At 53.8% G+C, this 17,507-nt stretch carries 22 protein-coding genes, 1 tRNA gene and 1 pseudogene; 11 read left to right on the forward strand and 13 right to left on the reverse strand.

Features of this window, described 5'->3' with window-relative positions; translation table 11 throughout:
• Positions 1–47: 47 nt before the first annotated feature.
• The gene (locus ACZ49R_RS09180) at positions 48–1,124 is read left to right on the forward strand and encodes a 5-(carboxyamino)imidazole ribonucleotide synthase (protein ID WP_464732833.1); all 1,077 of its coding nucleotides are present in this window, start codon (positions 48–50) and stop codon (positions 1,122–1,124) included.
• Between the two features lie 46 nt (positions 1,125–1,170).
• Entirely contained in the window at positions 1,171–2,499 is a 1,329-nt protein-coding gene (locus ACZ49R_RS09185) for a hypothetical protein (protein WP_464732834.1), read from the forward strand.
• On the opposite strand, the gene ACZ49R_RS09190 is transcribed toward ACZ49R_RS09185, so the two are convergent.
• The 3 genes from ACZ49R_RS09190 to ACZ49R_RS09200 form a co-directional block, all read right to left on the reverse strand.
• Positions 2,496–2,963 carry a PaREP1 family protein gene (locus ACZ49R_RS09190; protein WP_464732835.1) on the reverse strand — a complete coding sequence of 156 codons (468 nt, stop codon included), beginning with the start codon at positions 2,961–2,963 and terminating at the stop codon, positions 2,496–2,498. The two genes, ACZ49R_RS09185 and ACZ49R_RS09190, sit on opposite strands and share 4 nt — an antisense overlap.
• 112 nt (positions 2,964–3,075) lie before the next feature.
• Positions 3,076–3,190: transfer RNA gene (locus ACZ49R_RS09195), tRNA-Pro, on the reverse strand.
• A 22-nt stretch (positions 3,191–3,212) separates the two neighbouring features.
• Positions 3,213–4,394 carry a glutamyl-tRNA reductase gene (locus ACZ49R_RS09200; RefSeq protein WP_464732836.1) on the reverse strand — a complete coding sequence of 394 codons (1,182 nt, stop codon included), beginning with the start codon at positions 4,392–4,394 and terminating at the stop codon, positions 3,213–3,215.
• A 76-nt stretch (positions 4,395–4,470) separates the two neighbouring features.
• Here ACZ49R_RS09200 and ACZ49R_RS09205 point away from each other — a divergent pair, with 76 nt between their 5' ends.
• A complete protein-coding gene (locus ACZ49R_RS09205) occupies positions 4,471–5,511 on the forward strand; it encodes a formate--phosphoribosylaminoimidazolecarboxamide ligase family protein (protein WP_464732837.1) in 1,041 nt (346 codons plus the stop codon).
• Here ACZ49R_RS09205 and ACZ49R_RS09210 read toward each other — a convergent pair.
• A complete protein-coding gene (locus ACZ49R_RS09210) occupies positions 5,504–6,508 on the reverse strand; it encodes a formate--phosphoribosylaminoimidazolecarboxamide ligase (protein WP_464732838.1) in 1,005 nt (334 codons plus the stop codon). The two genes, ACZ49R_RS09205 and ACZ49R_RS09210, sit on opposite strands and share 8 nt — an antisense overlap.
• A 177-nt stretch (positions 6,509–6,685) precedes the next feature.
• On the opposite strand from ACZ49R_RS09210, the gene ACZ49R_RS09215 reads away from it, so the two are divergent.
• From ACZ49R_RS09215 to ACZ49R_RS09225, 3 genes are read left to right on the forward strand one after another with little or no spacing between them, the layout of a single operon-like run.
• On the forward strand, positions 6,686–7,690 hold the full coding sequence (locus ACZ49R_RS09215) for a 2-hydroxyacid dehydrogenase (RefSeq protein WP_464732839.1): 1,005 nt from the start codon (positions 6,686–6,688) through the stop codon (positions 7,688–7,690).
• Positions 7,687–9,330, forward strand: a complete 1,644-nt coding sequence (locus ACZ49R_RS09220) for a thiamine pyrophosphate-binding protein (RefSeq protein WP_464732840.1) — start codon at positions 7,687–7,689, stop codon at positions 9,328–9,330. Before ACZ49R_RS09215 ends, ACZ49R_RS09220 begins: the two co-directional genes overlap by 4 nt.
• A complete protein-coding gene (locus ACZ49R_RS09225; protein WP_464732841.1) occupies positions 9,330–9,845 on the forward strand; it encodes a hypothetical protein in 516 nt (171 codons plus the stop codon). The genes ACZ49R_RS09220 and ACZ49R_RS09225 overlap by 1 nt, the downstream gene beginning before the upstream one ends.
• Positions 9,846–9,925: 80 nt before the next feature.
• Here ACZ49R_RS09225 and ACZ49R_RS09230 read toward each other — a convergent pair whose 3' ends face one another.
• The 3 genes from ACZ49R_RS09230 to ACZ49R_RS09240 form a co-directional block, all read right to left on the reverse strand.
• On the reverse strand, positions 9,926–10,054 hold the full coding sequence (locus ACZ49R_RS09230; RefSeq protein ID WP_464732842.1) for a hypothetical protein: 129 nt from the start codon (positions 10,052–10,054) through the stop codon (positions 9,926–9,928).
• A complete protein-coding gene (locus ACZ49R_RS09235) occupies positions 10,047–10,280 on the reverse strand; it encodes a hypothetical protein (RefSeq protein WP_464732843.1) in 234 nt (77 codons plus the stop codon). The genes ACZ49R_RS09230 and ACZ49R_RS09235 overlap by 8 nt, the downstream gene beginning before the upstream one ends.
• Positions 10,281–10,556: 276 nt before the next feature.
• Complete coding sequence (locus tag ACZ49R_RS09240; protein ID WP_464732844.1) at positions 10,557–11,171, reverse strand: hypothetical protein; 615 nt, start codon at positions 11,169–11,171, stop codon at positions 10,557–10,559.
• A 123-nt stretch (positions 11,172–11,294) separates the two neighbouring features.
• Between ACZ49R_RS09240 and ACZ49R_RS09245 the strand changes: the two genes are divergently transcribed.
• The gene (locus tag ACZ49R_RS09245) at positions 11,295–11,804 is read left to right on the forward strand and encodes a PaREP1 family protein (protein ID WP_464732845.1); all 510 of its coding nucleotides are present in this window, start codon (positions 11,295–11,297) and stop codon (positions 11,802–11,804) included.
• Here the strand turns inward: ACZ49R_RS09245 and ACZ49R_RS09250 are convergent.
• The 6 genes and pseudogenes from ACZ49R_RS09250 to twy1 form a co-directional block, all read right to left on the reverse strand.
• Positions 11,795–13,294 (reverse strand): ABC transporter permease, encoded by a 1,500-nt coding sequence (locus ACZ49R_RS09250; protein ID WP_464732846.1) that lies wholly within the window; start codon positions 13,292–13,294, stop codon positions 11,795–11,797. The two genes, ACZ49R_RS09245 and ACZ49R_RS09250, sit on opposite strands and share 10 nt — an antisense overlap.
• A pseudogene (locus ACZ49R_RS09255) lies at positions 13,291–14,005 on the reverse strand (ABC transporter ATP-binding protein). The gene ACZ49R_RS09250 and the pseudogene ACZ49R_RS09255 overlap by 4 nt, the downstream one beginning before the upstream one ends.
• A gap of 136 nt (positions 14,006–14,141) precedes the next feature.
• A complete protein-coding gene (locus ACZ49R_RS09260; RefSeq protein WP_011761848.1) occupies positions 14,142–14,564 on the reverse strand; it encodes a bis(5'-nucleosyl)-tetraphosphatase in 423 nt (140 codons plus the stop codon).
• A 21-nt stretch (positions 14,565–14,585) separates the two neighbouring features.
• On the reverse strand, positions 14,586–14,942 hold the full coding sequence (locus ACZ49R_RS09265) for a nucleotidyltransferase domain-containing protein (protein WP_464732847.1): 357 nt from the start codon (positions 14,940–14,942) through the stop codon (positions 14,586–14,588).
• Positions 14,912–15,265: a HEPN domain-containing protein gene (locus tag ACZ49R_RS09270; protein WP_464732848.1), complete on the reverse strand. Its 354-nt coding sequence runs from the start codon at positions 15,263–15,265 to the stop codon at positions 14,912–14,914. The genes ACZ49R_RS09265 and ACZ49R_RS09270 overlap by 31 nt, the downstream gene beginning before the upstream one ends.
• 43 nt (positions 15,266–15,308) lie before the next feature.
• Positions 15,309–16,367 (reverse strand): 4-demethylwyosine synthase TYW1, encoded by a 1,059-nt coding sequence (gene twy1, locus ACZ49R_RS09275; protein WP_464732849.1) that lies wholly within the window; start codon positions 16,365–16,367, stop codon positions 15,309–15,311.
• A gap of 45 nt (positions 16,368–16,412) precedes the next feature.
• Here twy1 and ACZ49R_RS09280 point away from each other — a divergent pair, with 45 nt between their 5' ends.
• From ACZ49R_RS09280 to ACZ49R_RS09295, 4 genes are all read left to right on the forward strand, one after another.
• On the forward strand, positions 16,413–16,712 hold the full coding sequence (locus tag ACZ49R_RS09280) for a hypothetical protein (RefSeq protein ID WP_464732850.1): 300 nt from the start codon (positions 16,413–16,415) through the stop codon (positions 16,710–16,712).
• Between the two features lie 3 nt (positions 16,713–16,715).
• Positions 16,716–16,913, forward strand: a complete 198-nt coding sequence (locus ACZ49R_RS09285) for a hypothetical protein (protein ID WP_464732851.1) — start codon at positions 16,716–16,718, stop codon at positions 16,911–16,913.
• The gene (locus ACZ49R_RS09290; RefSeq protein WP_464732852.1) at positions 16,910–17,116 is read left to right on the forward strand and encodes a hypothetical protein; all 207 of its coding nucleotides are present in this window, start codon (positions 16,910–16,912) and stop codon (positions 17,114–17,116) included. Before ACZ49R_RS09285 ends, ACZ49R_RS09290 begins: the two co-directional genes overlap by 4 nt.
• A gap of 64 nt (positions 17,117–17,180) precedes the next feature.
• The gene (locus ACZ49R_RS09295; protein WP_464732853.1) at positions 17,181–17,351 is read left to right on the forward strand and encodes a hypothetical protein; all 171 of its coding nucleotides are present in this window, start codon (positions 17,181–17,183) and stop codon (positions 17,349–17,351) included.
• Positions 17,352–17,507: the final 156 nt, after the last annotated feature.

Consider the following 17,507-nt stretch of genomic DNA (forward strand, 5'->3'; position numbering starts at 1 on the left):
ACTCGGCGGTTGCGGAATTTTTATAAAACAGCTAGTTAATAGAAACCATGCGGCTATTGGTTCTCGGAGGGGGCCAGCTGGCACTTATGATGTCCTGGGCAGCCGCCAGACTGCCGCTGGACTTTGTCGTCTACGACCCAGACCCCAGAGCCCCTGCGTATAAATATGCTATTAAGGCGAGCGACCCGCTGCGGGAGGTAGAGAGGGCGGACTACGTCACCTTCGAGTTTGAAAATGTGGAATGGGAGGTGGCAGAATACGCCCACAAACTGGGTAAGCTGAGACCCCATCTGGACTACCTTAGGGTGAAGAAGAGTAGGATATGGGAGAGGGAAACGCTCGGCGAGCTGGGAGTGCCGACCCCCCGCTGGGCTGTGGCTAGAGATGGCGCAGAGGCGGTGGAGCTGGCGGCCAAGTGGGGGAGGGCCGTCGCCAAGGTGCCCTCCGGCGGCTACGACGGCAAGGGCCAATACTTGCTCCCCAGAGAGAGGCCGCCCGCGGAGGGCCCCCTCCTGGTGGAGGAATACGTAGACATCGCGAGGGAGTTCTCAATAATAGCGGCTAGGTCTGAAGACGGCGACGTGTACTTCTACCCGCCCGCCCAGAACTACTACGTCCAGGGCATTCTGGTGTGGAACTACGCCCCCGCCGAAGCGCCGCCCGAGGCCTATAGATACGTGGAGAAGATCCTGGAGTGGCGTAGATACGTAGGCGTCCTCGCCGTGGAGTTCTTCGAAGACAGAAGCGGCAGGATTCTCGTCAACGAGATCGCCCCCCGCGTCCACAACACAGGCCACTGGACCCTAGAGACAGACGCCTCCCAGTTCGAAAACCACGTCAGAGCAGTCGCCGGCTTCCCCCTCAGGAGGCCACGCGCCTTAGCGCCCACCGCCATGGTGAACCTACTGGGCGTCGCCAGCCCACCCATTAGGGAACTGGAGAGGCTTGGCAAGGTGTACTGGTACGGCAAGGCGGAGGCGCGGCCCAGGCGCAAGATGGGCCACGTAAACATCACAGCAGACACCACGGCGGAGGCCATAGCCAAGGCCCGAGAGGCGATGAGGATAATCTACGGCAGAAAATTCCCAGAACTCGTCCTCAAAAACTACGGCAGTAGACAATAGAAAAAACAACAAAAAACGAACGTAAAAAAGGTAGATTCTCCCGGCTATGGGGTGGGGGATCACCAGGAGGAGACTCCTCATGTTGGGCGTGGCAGGCGCGGTTGCGGCGGTTGGCGGCTGGCAACTCCTAGGCGTCTTGAAAAACGCGGCGAGGCCGCAGACGAGGAACTACTGGTTTGAGCGGGTATCTGAATTCGCAAGCAACGACGACGTGGTAGAGCTCAAGTTCGTAGACAAGTTCGACAGACCTGTAGACTTCAACGCACTTCTAGTGTGGGAGCCAGATGGCGTTGTGGAGGAAGTGGCTGTAAAAGACGGCGTCCTTAGGCTAGACAAGAGGAGAGTTAAGAGACAGGCCGAGAGCTGGGTTGAAGAACAGCTGAGGAGAGACAATCCCACGTCGACGGAACACGCCCTGTTTACCATACTGCCCACCGCGCCCGCGGAGCCGCTGTTTTACACAGACGTAATTGAGAGGCCGGCGTTGAGGAGCAGAGTATATAGAGTGAGGGGGGCCGCCAGGAGGAGCGCCGGCCATAGATTTGCGACTTGTCCAGAGGCCAAGGTGTTTTACATATCAGACGTCGATCTTACGGATCCAGATTACGTGCCGGCAGTCGCCCTAAAAGACTCGTCTTCAAAAGCCTTCGGCGAAGATATCTGGTTTGGCTACAAAGTAGACGGTAGCGCTCTAAAGTTAAACGCCTACGGTGCACTTAGCTTGAAGTGGGGCACAGAGCTTAGAATAACCGGAGAGTACAGCTGGAGCACGGGCAATCTAATATCGCAAGGTAGCGGAGGCTATGCCCCCGCCGACGGGCAGTCGGCGGCTGTGATGTTCTACTCTTCAATATGGAGGGTCATCGGCTACGACGTATATGATATCTACACATGCAATGTGGTTGACACACGCGCCAGTTTATACATGCTAAACCTCGCCTTTGAAAACGGGGACATTGCGCTTAGGTCGGTTGGCTACATCCCAAAGATGCCGACCTCCATCAGCCCCGCGGAGACCCGCACCTACACGGGGATAGATGGCAAATTTGGAGATTATAACACACTTTGGTACCTCGAGATTATGAAAAATGAGCCTCTTCTAGACGTCGGTGGAACACTAGGGGTGGGCCTTCCCGTTGGCGATCTCATCGCCAACAAAGTCCCCAGCACGGTGGCGTCTCTTATAAAGAAACTACACGCAGGCTTCAACTTCCAGGCGTATGGAGCCGTTGCCAACTATATAGCAAAGGTTTCAACAGACGCCGCCCCGGGCGCCAAGTACGCCCTTAGGGTTTACAGAGCCGCGTTTGTTCACTATCTCAAGGACTACGTCTTCAAGCCCCTAGTCACTATAGCCGAGGTAGTAGACGCCTAGGTCTCGACCAGCTTTTTTAGCTTCTCCACGAGCCTCAGCGCGGACTCCCTGTGGACTTCAAAACCCTCCGGCGAGAGGAAGTTGTGGTAGAAGTTGGCATGTAGCCTTTCCGCCATGGCGAACGCTGTGACGAGTTCTCTGTCTTTTGTCTCTCTGTACAGTCTGTCGATTAGCACTGCGTAGTCTCTGTGGCTGTAGTGTGGCTCTCCCCTTTTCTCGGCCAGCGCCTTCAGCAGGGCTGTGACTGCGCCCCAGTACTTCTCGCCAGCTTGTACAAGATCGCCCCCTCTATACAGCTCCTCGGCCTCCCTGAGGTACTTCTCGTGTAGGCGGAGATACAGCTCGACGCGCTCGGGCGGGTCGAGCCTCCCGGCCAACAGATCTGCGAGAAAAGCCTCTACATCCCGGTCCCCAGCCGCCCTCTTCAAAAGCTCTGCCACTGCGGGAGAGAGCGTTATGGCCATACAACTGGCGGCGCATCTAGTTAAAAGTTTTGCCGCGCCTATGGCGTCTTGCAGATGGCCAACGTCTATATAGGCCAGGCCGCGCTTGGGCAATAGTAGAGCGATGTGTGAGTGGTGGGGCCGCCGGGATTTGTGGGCCGGCTCCGCCGCGAACCCGGGATCACGCGGACCCGAACCGCGCTTTAGAGGGCTTTAAGCCCTATCCTACCAGGCTAGACTACGGCCCCTTGCGTTACTCTCCTACAGTTTTTATATTTTTCTGCCGATGGTCTGCGACAGCATCTGCGCTAGTTTTACAGCCTCTTCTATCTGGCCGTCTTCTGCCATCTTTTTTAGCCTCTCTACAAGGGGTAGGAGAATTCTTTTCACCGTGGTTCTCGCGGCCAGAGTCGCCGTGTTACAACCGGCTCTAGCCCCCTCCTCCTCTGCGGCCAACATAGCCGTTTCAATAAAAGTGGAGACTGTCTCTTCTATATATCTCCTGGCGAGGAGCTTGGGTAGTATCGCCAGCTCCTCTTCGACTATGGCCTCGGCTTTGGCTATCTCGGAGACTCTCTCTGCGTTGTATTGCTCCGCTATCTCCCTGAGGTCTTCTATCCGCACAACTTTCACAGGTAGGCCAGGCGCCACGGTCTGGGGGACGCCGAGGTCCACCACTACTTTTACAGAGACCCCCTCTGGTATTTTATCTATTATATACTCCATGGAGTGCACTGAGGAGAACACTACGTCGCACTCTCTCAGACAGCGCTCTACCTCTTCCTTAGTCAGCGGCCTGGCCTCTCCCCCCGTCTTAGCCGCAACCTCCTTAGCTTTTTCTAAAGTCCTGTTTAATATGTAGAGCTTTTTCACACCTCTGGCCGCCAGCTCCATAGCTAGCCCGGCGCCGACTGCGCCAGCTCCCAATACTGCGACTTTGGCTTGTCTCAAGTCGAGGAGACGCGACACGTAGATTATTGAAAGAGAGCCCAGCCCCCTGGGCCCCCTAGATATCGCGGTCTCCGTCCTCACCCGCTTCCCCACCCGCACGGCCCTCTCTACTATAGTCTTCAGCAAGCCTCTGGTGTAGCCGGCTCTTACCTGTCTGTCAAAGGCTTCCTCCAGCTGGCCAAGTACGTCGGTCTCGCCGATCAACATAGAGTCCAGCCCAGCCGCCACACGGAAGAGGTGGCGCGCCGCCTCGACGCCGGCGATTATACGTACAGAGTCGACATATTTCCTGTAGGTCTCTGCCACGGTCTGTACCTCCTCTGGCGAGGCGCCGTACAAATAGGCTTCAACTCTGCCACAAGTATGTAAGACGTATATAGGCGTGCCCCGCCCCATTTGCTCAAGACATTTACGCATTGCTTCGCCAATTTTTCCAAGCGTATCTGTGTCAACCTCTCTATACGTCAAAACTATGGCGGAGAGGGGAGAGAGTAGATCCATCTCTCGTTAGGAGATTACAACTATTTAAATGATATTATACAAAGAAATGTCTATAAACTGTTGCTTACTTCTGTCTATGGTTTCTGTGGCTGTGTTGGCGTCCCATAGCGCATTAGACGTGTTAGATGGCGCCAGAGACGAAGGGCTGAAGACAGTGGCTATAGCAAAGAAGGGGAGGGAGAGAGCCTACAGAGAGTTCCCCGTGGTAGACAAGCTAATTGTATTAGATGACTATAGAGACATATTGAAGATCGTAGACTTATTAAAGGCCGAGGAGGCGGTTTTTGTCCCAAATAGATCTTTCGCAGTATATGTGGGCTACGACGCCATAGAGAGAGAGTTCCCAGTGCCGATCTTCGGGAACCGGTTCCTACTAAGGTGGGAGGAGAGGACGGGGCCTCAGAACTACTACCGTTTGCTAGACGAGGCAGGGATAAAGCGGCCTAGGACTTTTAAGCCGGACGAGGTGGATCGCCCAGTTATCGTCAAGATGCCAGAGGCGGAGAGGAGGGTCGAGAGGGGGTTCTTCATTGCCCGCGACCGCGACGACCTATACAGAAAGGCCAAACGTCTGGCAGACGCCGGAGTGATAAAGCTGGAGGACTTAGAGCGGTCTTCCATCGAGGAGCTGGTCCTCGGGGCCCACTTCAACGCCAACTACTTCTACTCAGTCATGAGGAGACGGCTTGAGTTACACAGTTTCGACAGGAGGATACAGAGCAACCTAGATGGGGTGTTCCGCCTGCCTGCCAGAGACCAGCTGGAGGTAGACCCTGAGGTGAGGTATATAGAGGTGGGCCACGAGCCTGCGACAATACGAGAGTCCCTCCTCGAGAAGGTGTTTGACATCGGCTACAGATTTGTGGAGGCAACCCGCCGTCTCGTCCCCCCGGGGGTGATCGGGCCCTTCACCCTTCAGTTCATTGTGACGCCCCAGCTGGACCTCGTGGTTTACGACGTCGCGCCGAGGATAGGCGGCGGCACCAACGTATACATCGGGATCGGGGGGCAGTACTCCAAGCTCTACTTCGGCAAACCGATATCGATAGGGAGGAGGATAGCTATGGAGATCCGCGAAGCCGCCGAGCAAGGGAGACTCCCTGAAATTACTACGTGAAGAGATCCTCTAGGCGGCCCCTCCGGGCGGCCTCCCTTATCTCGTGGGCTATCCTCTCCCCCATGTCCATAGGCCTGTCGAAGTAGAGGACTGAGTAGGGCGAGCCGTAGCCCATGTATATGTTCGTCCCAGCCACAATCCGCCCAGAGAACTCGAAGACTGAGATTGACATGTCGTCTCTTATTATAGACTCCAGGCAGTAGGGCCCTGCCAGTCTGCAGCCGACCACTTCCTCGACGGCTTTGGCAAACTGGACGCCGTACTTCCATATCGTTGGGAGTAAAGACTCCCTAAGGACCAGGGGGAGGTTGCCTACGACGACGAAAGTGGGCTCTACCCAGCCGAAGGTCCTCCCGTCTACGTTAGACTCGTACCTAATGTCTGCGCCAAAGACCTCCACCCTGCCGTAGACCGGCGAGGAGAAGTAATGGTAGTAGGCCGGCACGCCGAATACGTACTCCTGGATAATGTAGTCGCTCAAGCCGGCCAGCCTCCTCCTCAGCTCTTCTCTATCTCTAGCGAGGAAGTACCCCCTGCCCCCCTTGGCGCCGAAGAGCTTAACTATGACGGGCCTATCCACCTCCTCCAGCGACTTGTAGACCCTCGGCGTGGGGATGCCGCCCCTCTGGAGGAGCTCCATCTTCTTGTACTGATCTGCCTCCCACTTGATTAACTCTCTACAGCCGAGGGTGGGAACCGGCGCCTCCAGCGCCTGTCTCCAGCCGACGTATTCTACATAAGAGCCATGTGGTATAAAAACTGCATTGGTTTCTACCAGTTTTTCAGCCGCTTTTACAAAATTTCTAAAGTCTACAGTCCACACTTCGTCTATGAAGTTAAACTGTTGGTAAAACTCAGCGACGTCGGCTCTACCCGCTATCGCAATAGTCCTAAAACCATATTTCTTTGCCCCCCTCAGAATTTGTAATGCAGTGTGGGACGCCACTGTGGCTACGGTTAGTTTATCAAGATCGTACTTCTTAAGAGTGGTTGACACTAACATAGAAAGGTATACCATATATAACTTTAAAAAGCTCTTAACTTTAGTTAAATATTGCTTGAACTACTTATATTAAGATACATTATGTTTAAAAATTTCATTTTATTTAAATATATCATATTCTTTACATATACTTAAATGAATATTTTAATATAATTTGACATATAAAAAATAATGGGAAAGTATAAGGTAGTTGTCTTATCTCCAGTACCTGAGGCTTTGTTAAAAATGTGGTTTACGCCTGTGGCACAGAAATACGGCATTTCGCTTGACGATATAGACCTAGTTACAATTTTTGAGCCTAACTACGACGAGGTAGTGAAACATGTTGCCGATGCTGATGTCGTAGTTGGCGATTATACCTTTAGAATTAAGATTGATAAATCTATTTGTGAAAAGATGAGAAAAGTAAAGCTTATTCAACAACCGAGTACAGGTTACGATCATATCGATGTTGAAACGTGTGCAAAAAGAGGAATCCCAGTGGCAAATATAGGCGGTGCAAATGCGATTTCTGTAGCCGAACATACCATCATGTTGGCCCTGATGCTTTTAAAGAGAGCGATATATGCACATAATAAATTAGTCAACGGATCTTGGACGCAAGGCGAACTTATGAATATAATTGGCGAAGTTTATGGCAAAATATGGGGTATACTTGGCATGGGGAGAATAGGCAGAGAGGTGGCCGTTAGAGCTAAGGCTCTTGGCGCCAAGGTTATATACTACGATATCGAGAGGAAAAAAGATATAGAGGATATGGGTATTGAATATAGACCTTTCAACAAGTTGCTCTCTGAGAGCGATATTTTAAGTATCCATGTTCCTCTTACTTCTACGACAAGGAGCATGATTGGTGAAAGAGAACTAAGAATAATGAAGCCCAACGCTATTATTATTAATGTTTCGCGGGGTGAAATTGTAGACGAAAATGCCTTAGCTAAGGCAATACGTGATGGATGGATTGCCGGCGCTGCTGTTGATGTTTTTTCTGTAGAACCTCCGCCGTCTGACCACCCGCTGATTCAAGTGGCCAGAGAGGGATTTAATGTGATAGTTACTCCACACATAGCAGGTGCTACAAATGAGGCGAGAATGCGCATAATAAACATAACATTGGAAAACGTGGCAAAGGCGTTGGTCGGTCTCAAACCTGAAAATATTGTAAATATGCCATGAATGTTGCAGAAGCTGTAGTCGCTTGTTTAAAACATCTGGGGGTAAAAAGAGTATACGGGCTTATTGGTACTTCAATATTAGACTTTATCGACGCGTTAAGAGATAGCGGAATTAGATACGTCTCAACACGACATGAGCAAGTGGCTGTCTCTATGGCAGATGCTGAGGGTAGAATCACAAATAAGCCAGGTGTCGCCGCCGTACATGCAGGCCCCGGTTTTCTTAACTCATTAATATCATTGGCAAATGCGTATAAAGATGTCTCGCCGCTGTTACTTATTGCTGGGGCTGTTAAAAGGAGGTTCGCAGGTCTCGACTCTTGGCTCGAAGTTCCACAGAGAGATATCGTTAAACCTATAGTAAAAGCTACATACAGAATAGACAGACCTTTAGAGGCGTCAAAAATAATAGCTGAGGCTTACTCGCTCGCTGTCTCTCCACCGCAAGGCCCAGTTTTTGTAGAAGTTCCAGAAGACGTATGGACACTGCCCTCGGAGTTTTCCGAATGTACATTAAAAATAACGCCACCACCAACGGTGTCCTCTGATGGCATATCTCAGGTTGTTGAGATATTGAAAAGGGCAGAAAGACCTATTATACTAGCTGGCGGTGGTATAAATAACGAAGAGGGCGCAAAACTATTATTTCAACTCGTAGAAAGGTGGCATATCCCTGTTGCAGTAACGGGAAATGGACGTGGCGCATTTCCAGAAGACCACCCGCTCTTCTTAGGTAAAGTAGGTTTCGGCGGAGGTAATATAGTTGCAGATGGGGCGTTACTTCGTGCAGACTTAGTACTTGCTATAGGAGCTGGACTTTCTGATACATCTACATACGGCTATAACTATATGCCTAGGGGAGACATAATAGCGGTAAACCTAGACCCATTAGCTACAAAAAAGCCGATTTCTTATACTCTCTACTTCTATGCAGATGCCGTGGATTTCTTGAGAAAACTATTATCTCTAGACCTCCAATATCGTCCACATGAAGAATGGTTTAAAGAAATAGAGGAGCTTCGTGCGAGTTGGAAACTGTTTTTAGACGAGGCTCTGTCTAGGAAATACACAGGTTTTGTTAATCCATCGAAATTCTTCTATATGTTGAACAAGGCACTGCCGAGAGATTTCATAATGGTAGGTGGACAAGGTATGCACATTGTATATACCTTTGATTTTATACAAGTTAGAGCCGTAAGAGGATATATTGCAGCGTTTAATCTCGGCGCTATGGGTTTTGCCTTCCCTGCTGCTCTTGGCGCAAAACTTGCATCGCCAGAGAGAGATGTATACGCTGTATTAGGCGATGGCGAATTTATGATGACAGTACAGGATCTGGAAACTGCGGCAAGAGAGAAAATCCCTGTCAAAATCATTGTTGTAAATGATAACTCATATAGAGTTCTCTACATGAGGCAAAAAGCTCAAAAAATGGGGAGAATCTTCGGTACAGTTCATACAAATCCAGATTTTGTAAAATTGGCTGAAGCATTTAACATAGAGGCAATGAGTATATCCAATGACGACGACATACAAAAAGCTGTTAAATTTATTACAGAAGACGGACTTAAGTTGTTAGAGATAAAAATAAGCCCTGACGACCTACCGCCTATGAATATAGAAGCCGCTTTAAAATTCTGATGTTTTCATACTGGTTTAGAAGAGATACGGAAAAAACTCTACTTCTCCGTTGTATTGAAGAAGTAATTTCTAAGACAGGTACTGACGATAAATGTCTACTCGCGGCTGCAGAGTACCTATGTATAAAGAAAACTGGCGACTCTACACCGCTTGAGCAAATAGCGGCTAAATATGGAGTTCAATTACTTTGTGTATTTAAGTGGTATAGCAAATTATACCAACAGGGCTTTCGATATCCTAAAGACCGTTTTGAGCAACTACTTGAACAAGTGAGGGGGAAATACGGCGTAGCTATTGCAGAAGAGGTAAAAAACCTCTACAACTTCCTCAAGTCTAAAGGCGCGTTAGACGGCCTCAAGCCAGAGGGCGTAATCGCCGCCCTCCTATACTACGCCGCTAAAAAACACGGACTTAGATACGACTCCATTAGAACAGCCGAAGAGTTTGGAGTACACCCAGAAACCGTGGAGAAGAACATCGTAATACTTCAGTGGTATCTACACGGCAAAATCTAACTCGTCGGCGTTATTAAACGTTATCTGTATGAGAGAGGAGCTGACTCTACTGAGCCGGCTGAGGAAGCCCCTCCTGGCAGTTATCTACGGCGGGGGTCGGCGAGACCGCCCCTGTGTTGAAGTTCCCCGAGTAAAGGCCCCACCTCCACCTCTCCGTCAACTCCAAGAGCTGTGACCGAGGGCACCACCAGACAGCTTGTCTCATACACAGAGACGAAGGCCCCCGGCTAGCGGGTGAAATACGCCATATTCAACAGAGAATTCACACACTGTACAGAGGAGGCCAACCTCATAGACCTCCAGAGCCTGAAAAACATATAAGGTCGTGTAGAAGATGAGACGTTTCTCCCCGGCCGAGAGCCCCGCCTGGGGCACGGTGGCGCCGGGGTCCTCGGGCGGGGCGCAACGTATTTTTGCCCCCAATGGCTCAACCACATGGCTTTGATTGATAACTTTGTCGCCGGAAGATAGCCAGCCGTGGCGTTATCGTCACAGAGATATACGTCGTTCAGTTCGTGAACCTCACCGGCGACCGTAGGGACGTCGTTATTGCCCCGTCTCCTCTTGACAAAGTCGGTGAAAGTCCTTCAACCTCTACCGTCACATGCCGCTACCTCTCAGATATGCCCTACATCAAGAGATAGACGAAGCCCGTAGCCGCTATGAGTAGCCCCATGGCGGCGTCTAAAAGCCGCTGGTTTCCGGCGCAGTTTACGAGGCGCTGGCCGAGGAATATCCCCAGCCCCGCCACGAAGCCTCCACTACGACCCGATGCTTAAGCTCTACGCTTAAGGCCACCTCCCCAACCCTAGCCGCCGGGAGGAGGGCTTCAAGCTCTCTAACAAACGCCCTCGCGAGGGCAAAACTAGCCGCTGTTCCAATAAACACATCTAGCACGCCAACTACGAAGTTTAACACGGCTCGGGCCGCCGGGTGCTTGAGGTAGAACTCCCTCTTCCCCCACGCCGCATCTGCCAGTAGCTTTCCGCCGGTGGCGAACATGGCGGCGGCTACGAGGTATTTGAGGATGGAGAAGGGGAGGAGTAGGAAGGTTAGGAATCCGGCGACTACGCCGGCTAGCGCCGTGAGCGACCCCACCCGGAATATCGGCCCTTGTATCGCTCTACGGGACGCGGCTAGGTTTAGCGCTATCGCCACAGCCGCCGCGATGGCAAAGCCAAGCAACACGGCGAAGGGGTCCTCTCCCGCGAAAATCAACACAGGAAAGAGGACGATGTTTGCGTAGGCGCCCTCTCTACTAGCCGTCGACAACGCGCCAGCGAAAAACCCGGCGTAAAACCACAAGGCAATTCTCCCCCAATCCACGGTGGCGGGAGGACACGAATATAAAACAGTTCCTACCTGAAGGGCGGGGCTTCCGGTTGTACTCCGGCATCCTGCAGAGGTTGTGTCACGGCGTTATTTATTTATAAACCCGTGGCATGAAACGTGGAGTTTGTAGAAATCAAGATCCCGAAGCCGGTCTACGAACTGCTGTCTAGACGCGGCATTGACGTAGAGGCCGAGGTTTTAGACAAGTTGTTGTCTGAATTGGATCCGCCTGAGGAGGCGGCGGAGAGGGTTAGGCTTGCAGAGAGATTCTACGCCGAGGCCATGCAGTACGTCGAGAGGGGCGACCCCGTGCAGGCAAGCGAGAAGCTGTATAAAGCCGCTGAGGAGTGCGTAAAGGCTCTGGCTACGTGGTTCAAGACTCCGGAGGCGGCTGAGGCAAGGAGAGAGGGGAGATGGTGGACTAAGCTCTTGGCCAGAGCGGCGAAGACCCTCAGCGCCATGTTGAACCAGCCCCAGATCAACATCGGCTGGAGCGTGGCGTACGACCTACACGTATGGGGCTTCCACGAGGCCGCGTTGGCTGTAGAACACGTCAAAGCCGCCGCGCCACAGATAGAGAAGCTCTTGGAGACGACTAAGGCCTTGCTACGGAGCTCTCACACGTAGCCGTTCTCCGACAGCTTGCTCACAGCCCAGCTCCACAGCGGAGCCCCCCTCTCGGACAAAACCACGACGTAGAAGAAGGCCGCCGAGAGGGACAGCACAACGGCCGCGTCTATCAGGGCTATCTGCCAGAGGAACTCCAGCTTGAGGAAGTAGACAGCCACCGCCAGCACGTAGGGAGACAGTGCGAAGGAGTAATAGAGGAACACCACGAGGAGCTGGAGGATGTTCCATAGCGAGAGCTTAGGCGTTGTGATGGGAATTTCCAACTCCCTCATCTGCGGGGGCGGCTTGACGGAGGCCATGAGCCAGGTGGCACTGGGGGCTACAAGCGCCGCCGACGCCAAGACAACCGCTAAGAAGGCAGACGGCGGAAAGACGGCGCTCTGCGCCAAAAACACAGCCGCCCACGGGACCAATAGCAAAGCCGTGATAATGGTCCTAGCCGCCATCCTATACCGCAGGTACTTCAAGCCGCCGGACAAAATACTAATCCAGAGCCTTTCATGGGCAACCGCCTGGTGTAGAGCTGGAAAAACGAAAAGCAGCAGAAAGTTAACAACAATAAACCCAGCTATTGATAAATCGACGCCGCTTGTAATGTGGGCGGTGGAAAGAAAGGCATATACTGCGGCGGCCGCCGCTGAGATCGGCATAAATGTTTTGAGTACGTTAAAACTCTTCTCACGCCGAACTATAGACCCCTCGGGAGATGTATCATATACGTCCACCACCGCGTTGACAGAGGTGTGCCATATGGCCCCCCAGAAGGTCTTAGGCAAAGCCTGTGGTCTCTCTCCCCTCCTGCCCAACTTAAGCGCCTGCTCTTTGGCCAATATGCCGTATGCGTTCGTAGCCACATCTTCGATCCTCTTATAGGGAGCAGTTGCGAGATACGCCACGGTCAACATTATCGCCTCGAGGGCGTGGAGAGGAGACGGATAGTACAACCCTAGGAACGGGGAGATCTCCGGGGCTACTAATAGCAACAAGACGAGAGCGGGCAGTATGCCGACGTAGAAAACGCGTGCTAATCTGCTGGACAGATAGGAAGCGGTTAATACCGCAAATGCAGATGTAAAACTTAACGAGAGCCAAGTCGCCAAGTAGAAAAGGAGACCAACCGGCGAGAAGTTCAACGCCATCGCTGGGAAAGAGATAATAAAGTAAAATAGTGCCAAATCTATGGAGGAGGAGAGGACTTTAGCTAGGTGCACCGCCCTTGGATCTACAGGCGTAGCGAAGACGAAGTCGAGGTCTTGTTTACTCGCCGTTATGCCGCCGAAGATCGCCACGATAGAGAAACCCAGGTACAACGATAGTAGCAAGAATGGCACGCTCATGGGCAGGGAAGCTGTACCTTGCTGTGGGTTGTGATATACCTCCCACAGTGTATTTGCAGAAATTAAGGTGAACATGCCTATCTCGAAAGCTAAGCTCCACTTTGAGTGGGTCTGTTTAATGGTGTAGTACACCAGCTTGAGGAACCTCATCTCATCAGGCGGGCCACCACGTCCTCTATCCTCTCGCCCGCGTCGGCCGCCTTCTCCCTAAGTTCGTCCATTGGCCCTTGCCAGACTATCCTCCCCCTGTTTATTACTAGGGCTTTGTCCGCGAGCCTTTCGGCCACCGACATTATATGCGTCGAGACGAGTATGGCCGACCCCGACGACTTCAGCGACTGGAAGAGCTTGATGGCGTCTTGTTGCGCCGGGATGTCGAGGTAGTTCAAAGGCTCGTCGAGGAGGAGGAGGACCCTTGGCTTATGCATCACAGCCAGCGCGATGGCCAGTCTCTGCCTATTGCCCCTTGAGATCGAGGCGGCGGCCTGTCCGCCAGCTCCTCTATGCCGAGGAGCTTAAGCGCCTCGTCCACCGCCGAGTCGTGGAGGCCCCGGAGCACCGCCATGAACTGGAGGTTCTCCCTAACTGTCAAGTTTAGGAAGGGCACGGCGTCCTCGGGCAGAAAGCCGAGGCACGCTTTGGCCTCCCTAGGCCTCGCCTGTACATCATAGCCACAGACGGCCGCCCTCCCCGCGTCCGGCTTCAAGAGACCGGCGAGGATTCTGAGAGTCGTGGACTTGCCAGCGCCGTTGGGGCCGAGGAGGGCCACCGACTCACCGCACCCCACCTCGAAGCTCACTCCGCTAAGGGCCACAACTGAGCCAAACCTCTTGACAAGCCCTCAGCCTTGATGCAGCCCACATACCTCGAAGGGAAATTATTTAAGACTTTTTAGTCTTACCGAAGTAGCGGAACCTGCTAATGTCTCCGCGTTGCCACCACGGGCTGCTTGAGGAGTGCCTACCACGGCATTGGGAGAGGTGGCGTCTCGGCTAATCTACACGCCATCCAGTGTTTTTACGTGGCGGTGCGCCTTGGCAAGGACGCGCCTGGACGTCTCGTAGGTCACTCTCGCCAAGGCTTTGTCGAAGGGGAGCCAGGCGTAGCCTGTGTGCTCCCAACTCAGCTTGACCTCCTTAGACTTAGCCCTCGCCAAGAAGAATATGACCTTCTTCCTCACCCTCCTCCCCCCTCTGGTGTAGACGTACTCCACCTCCTCTCTAAAGCCAGGGATGAGCTCTACCTCCAGCCCCGTCTCCTCCCTGATCTCTCTCAGCGCTGTCTGCTCCGGCGTCTCCCCCGGCTCTACGTTGCCCTTGGGGAAGTCCCAGTGGCCCGCGGGGTAGTGGAGGAGGAGATACTCCACCTCCTCCCCCCTGTAGAATACCACGGCGCCCGCCGACACCTCGTCGTATTCCATAACTCTTTAGTAAGGAGATCTCTATTTATGTTCTACACAGAGGCCCAGCCCTAGGCCGTCGTGTAGTGTTTTGCAGCTCCTCAGCATCTGGGCCAAGACGCCGTCTACCGCGAGCTCCTCCCTCGCGTAGAGGACTATGTCGACGGGGACGCCCCGGCAGAGCCTTCTGAGCTCAGCCGCCGTGTCGAAGTAGTCTCCGTAGTTGGGGACCACAACAAGGATGTCGAAGTCGCTTGCCGCGCCGTGTGTCCCGGCAGCCCGAGAGCCGAAGAGAAAGACGGAGACCTCGCCGCTGTATTTCTCCACTATCGCCCTCACGCACTGGGCGAACCTCTGGGGATACTCCCTTACTCTCTCGGCAAGGATCTCCCAGACCATCTCTCCACCAGCGAGATCAGGATATCCATGGCCGAAATACAGCGAGCGGCTGTCCCTGGGCCGTACGGCTTTACGCCTCTGGAGGGGTACCTCGCCAGTATGTAGTGGGGCTCCAACCACTCGGCCTCCCTATAGGCCTCCTCCGGCACCTCTCTTCCCAGCCTCTTCAGCACATCCAGGAGCTCTACTAAGCTGTGGGTGAAGGGGTGCGAGCCCACGGCGTCTGTGACAACGCCCTTCAGCAACATCTCCACCGCCTGATGCGCGTTGAAACACGCCAGGTTGTACACGCCGGCGTTATACGCCATCCGCGCCATCTTCATGAAGGACACCGCCCGCTCGATCCAGTCCTCCAGCCCCACAGCCCTACCTGCCCGGGGGGACGATCCACCTGTCGACGTACCGGTCCATGTTCTGGATCACGACGATGCGGCTCGCTTCGTCTTCGTCCATGTATCTAAACCTGGCGCCTATCTTCTCGAGCTCCGCCAGAAGTTTAAACGCCCACTCCCTCACCTCTTGGTGGCTTAGCATGTCCTCCTTCTTCAGCCTTTGGGTGGAGTGGCCGAGGTACATGTAGCTCTTGACCTCCACGAAGTGCGGGTTGCCCCTCTTGACTATCTGGGCGAACTCGGGTATGTACCTCTCGTCGTAGTTCAGAGAGCGGATCAGGGTAATCCTAAGGACCGTCCTGGTAGGCATCTTGGCGAGAATGTCCAGCGACTCCAGCCACCTCTCCCAAGCGTCCTCGCGGCGGTAGACGGGGACGTTTATTAGGTAGTACAGCTCTCTGTTGGGGGCGTTGGTGGAGAGGTAGAGCTGGGTGGGGAGGGCGTCCTCCTCGACGAGCCGCCTCAGCATCTCGGGGTGCTGGCCGTTGGTGACGAGGAAGACCGACTTCGTAGCGGGGAGTGACTTCACAAGCTTTATCAGCTGGGGGAGCTTGGGGTACATGGTGGGCTCCCCCGAAAGGGAGATGGCCCAGTGGGTCGGCTCGAGGGCCTCCTTTATCCTATACCTCCCCTGTGGGTGGCCCCAGTAGCCGGAGAGAAGCCGTCTCCTCTCTTCGAGGACTTCCCTCACGATCTCCTCCGGCTCCATGTAGAACCTCTCCTCTAGCTGGAATGCGTCGAACTCCTCAGTAGGCCGCCAGCAGTAGACGCAACGGTTGCTACAGACCAGCCCCACGGGGCTCATCTCAACACATCTGTGGGATCCGCCGGCGGGGGCGTTGTAAAACTTCACCTTGTAGCAAGATCTGCCGGTCTCCAGCGCCTCCTTAGTCCACTTACAGAGTTCTACTGTGGCGTGGCCCGCCACGCCGTAGTGCCGCTCTATCAGCGCCCGGGCCGCCGAGGCCCTAATCTTGATCTTGGGCCCCTCCAACATGTGGTACCTCCCAAGCGCCTCAGTTTCACAAGACACGTAAAAACTCCCGAAACTAATATATATACTCTTCTATACAGCCACATGCGGCCTCTGGTCTACGCCGCGCTAGCCTTCCTCATATATTTCGACGCCCTCCTTACCTACATAGCCGTGGGCCACCTCGGCGCCTACGAGGTGATGCTGCGGTTCGTGAACCACCACCCCGAGTCTATATGGCTGGTGGCGGCCGGCAAAAACGCCGGCGTGCTGTACCTAGCCCTGAGGAGGAGGCGCTACCCCTGGCTGGACTACGCCGCCCTCGCCCTAGCCCTCTGGCATAGCGCCGCCGTCTACAACGGCGTGATGCAACTGGCAAAGGTTATATATACTGGCGCCTATTGACGTATGAAGCTCTCCACGGGCGCCAAGTGGGGCCTTGTAGCGGGGCTCATAGTCGGCCTCGCCACGGGAATTGTCGACTACTTCGGGATCGACGCTATAAAAAATCAGTTGGCCGACTATATATACCGCGAGGCGATCGCGCAGGGAGCTTCGCCAGAGATAGCCCGTCGGGCGGCACAAACGACTGTAGAAATCTTTTGACAATTGTAGGCGGATTAATCGTCGGCCTAATTATATATATTATCGTCGGCGTTGTGTTGGCCGTCTTATGGGAGCGGCTGAAGATGCCTTGGTACGCAAAGGGCGCTCTCTTCGGCGTGGTGTTTCTCCTAATATTTGCTGCGCCTAGTTTGGTAGTACATCCTCCTCCCGGTGTGCCGACTCCGCCCGTGGCGTATCTATAAGCAAAGTGGGCACTGGATTTAGCCGGGCCTATCTTCCTAGCTTGGCTGCTGGAGCGTAAGAGCCGTGCCTAGGGCGGTTCTGGTCCTGCTGGCGGGCGTCTTCCTAGCCCTAGGCCAGGCGGTGGCTTTTCAACCTGCCGTGGAGCAGCTTTTTCTCGGGGGCCAGTGGATAGACGTGCCGAAATACCCCGGCGACGTCGGTCTGCTCAAGCTGTCTTACTACCTCGCCGACTAGCACATAGACGTTTCTATCTCGCTCTCTAGGTGCGGCCTCAAGGCAGAGCCCTATAGGGCGGCCTCGGCCGGCCCCGGCGTGTTTGAGGCCGTGCTGAAAGTAAGAGCCAACAGGCTGGGGCAGAGGGAAGGTTGCACCGTGGTTTTTAAGTCGAGG

This window comes from Pyrobaculum organotrophum (assembly GCF_055384425.1).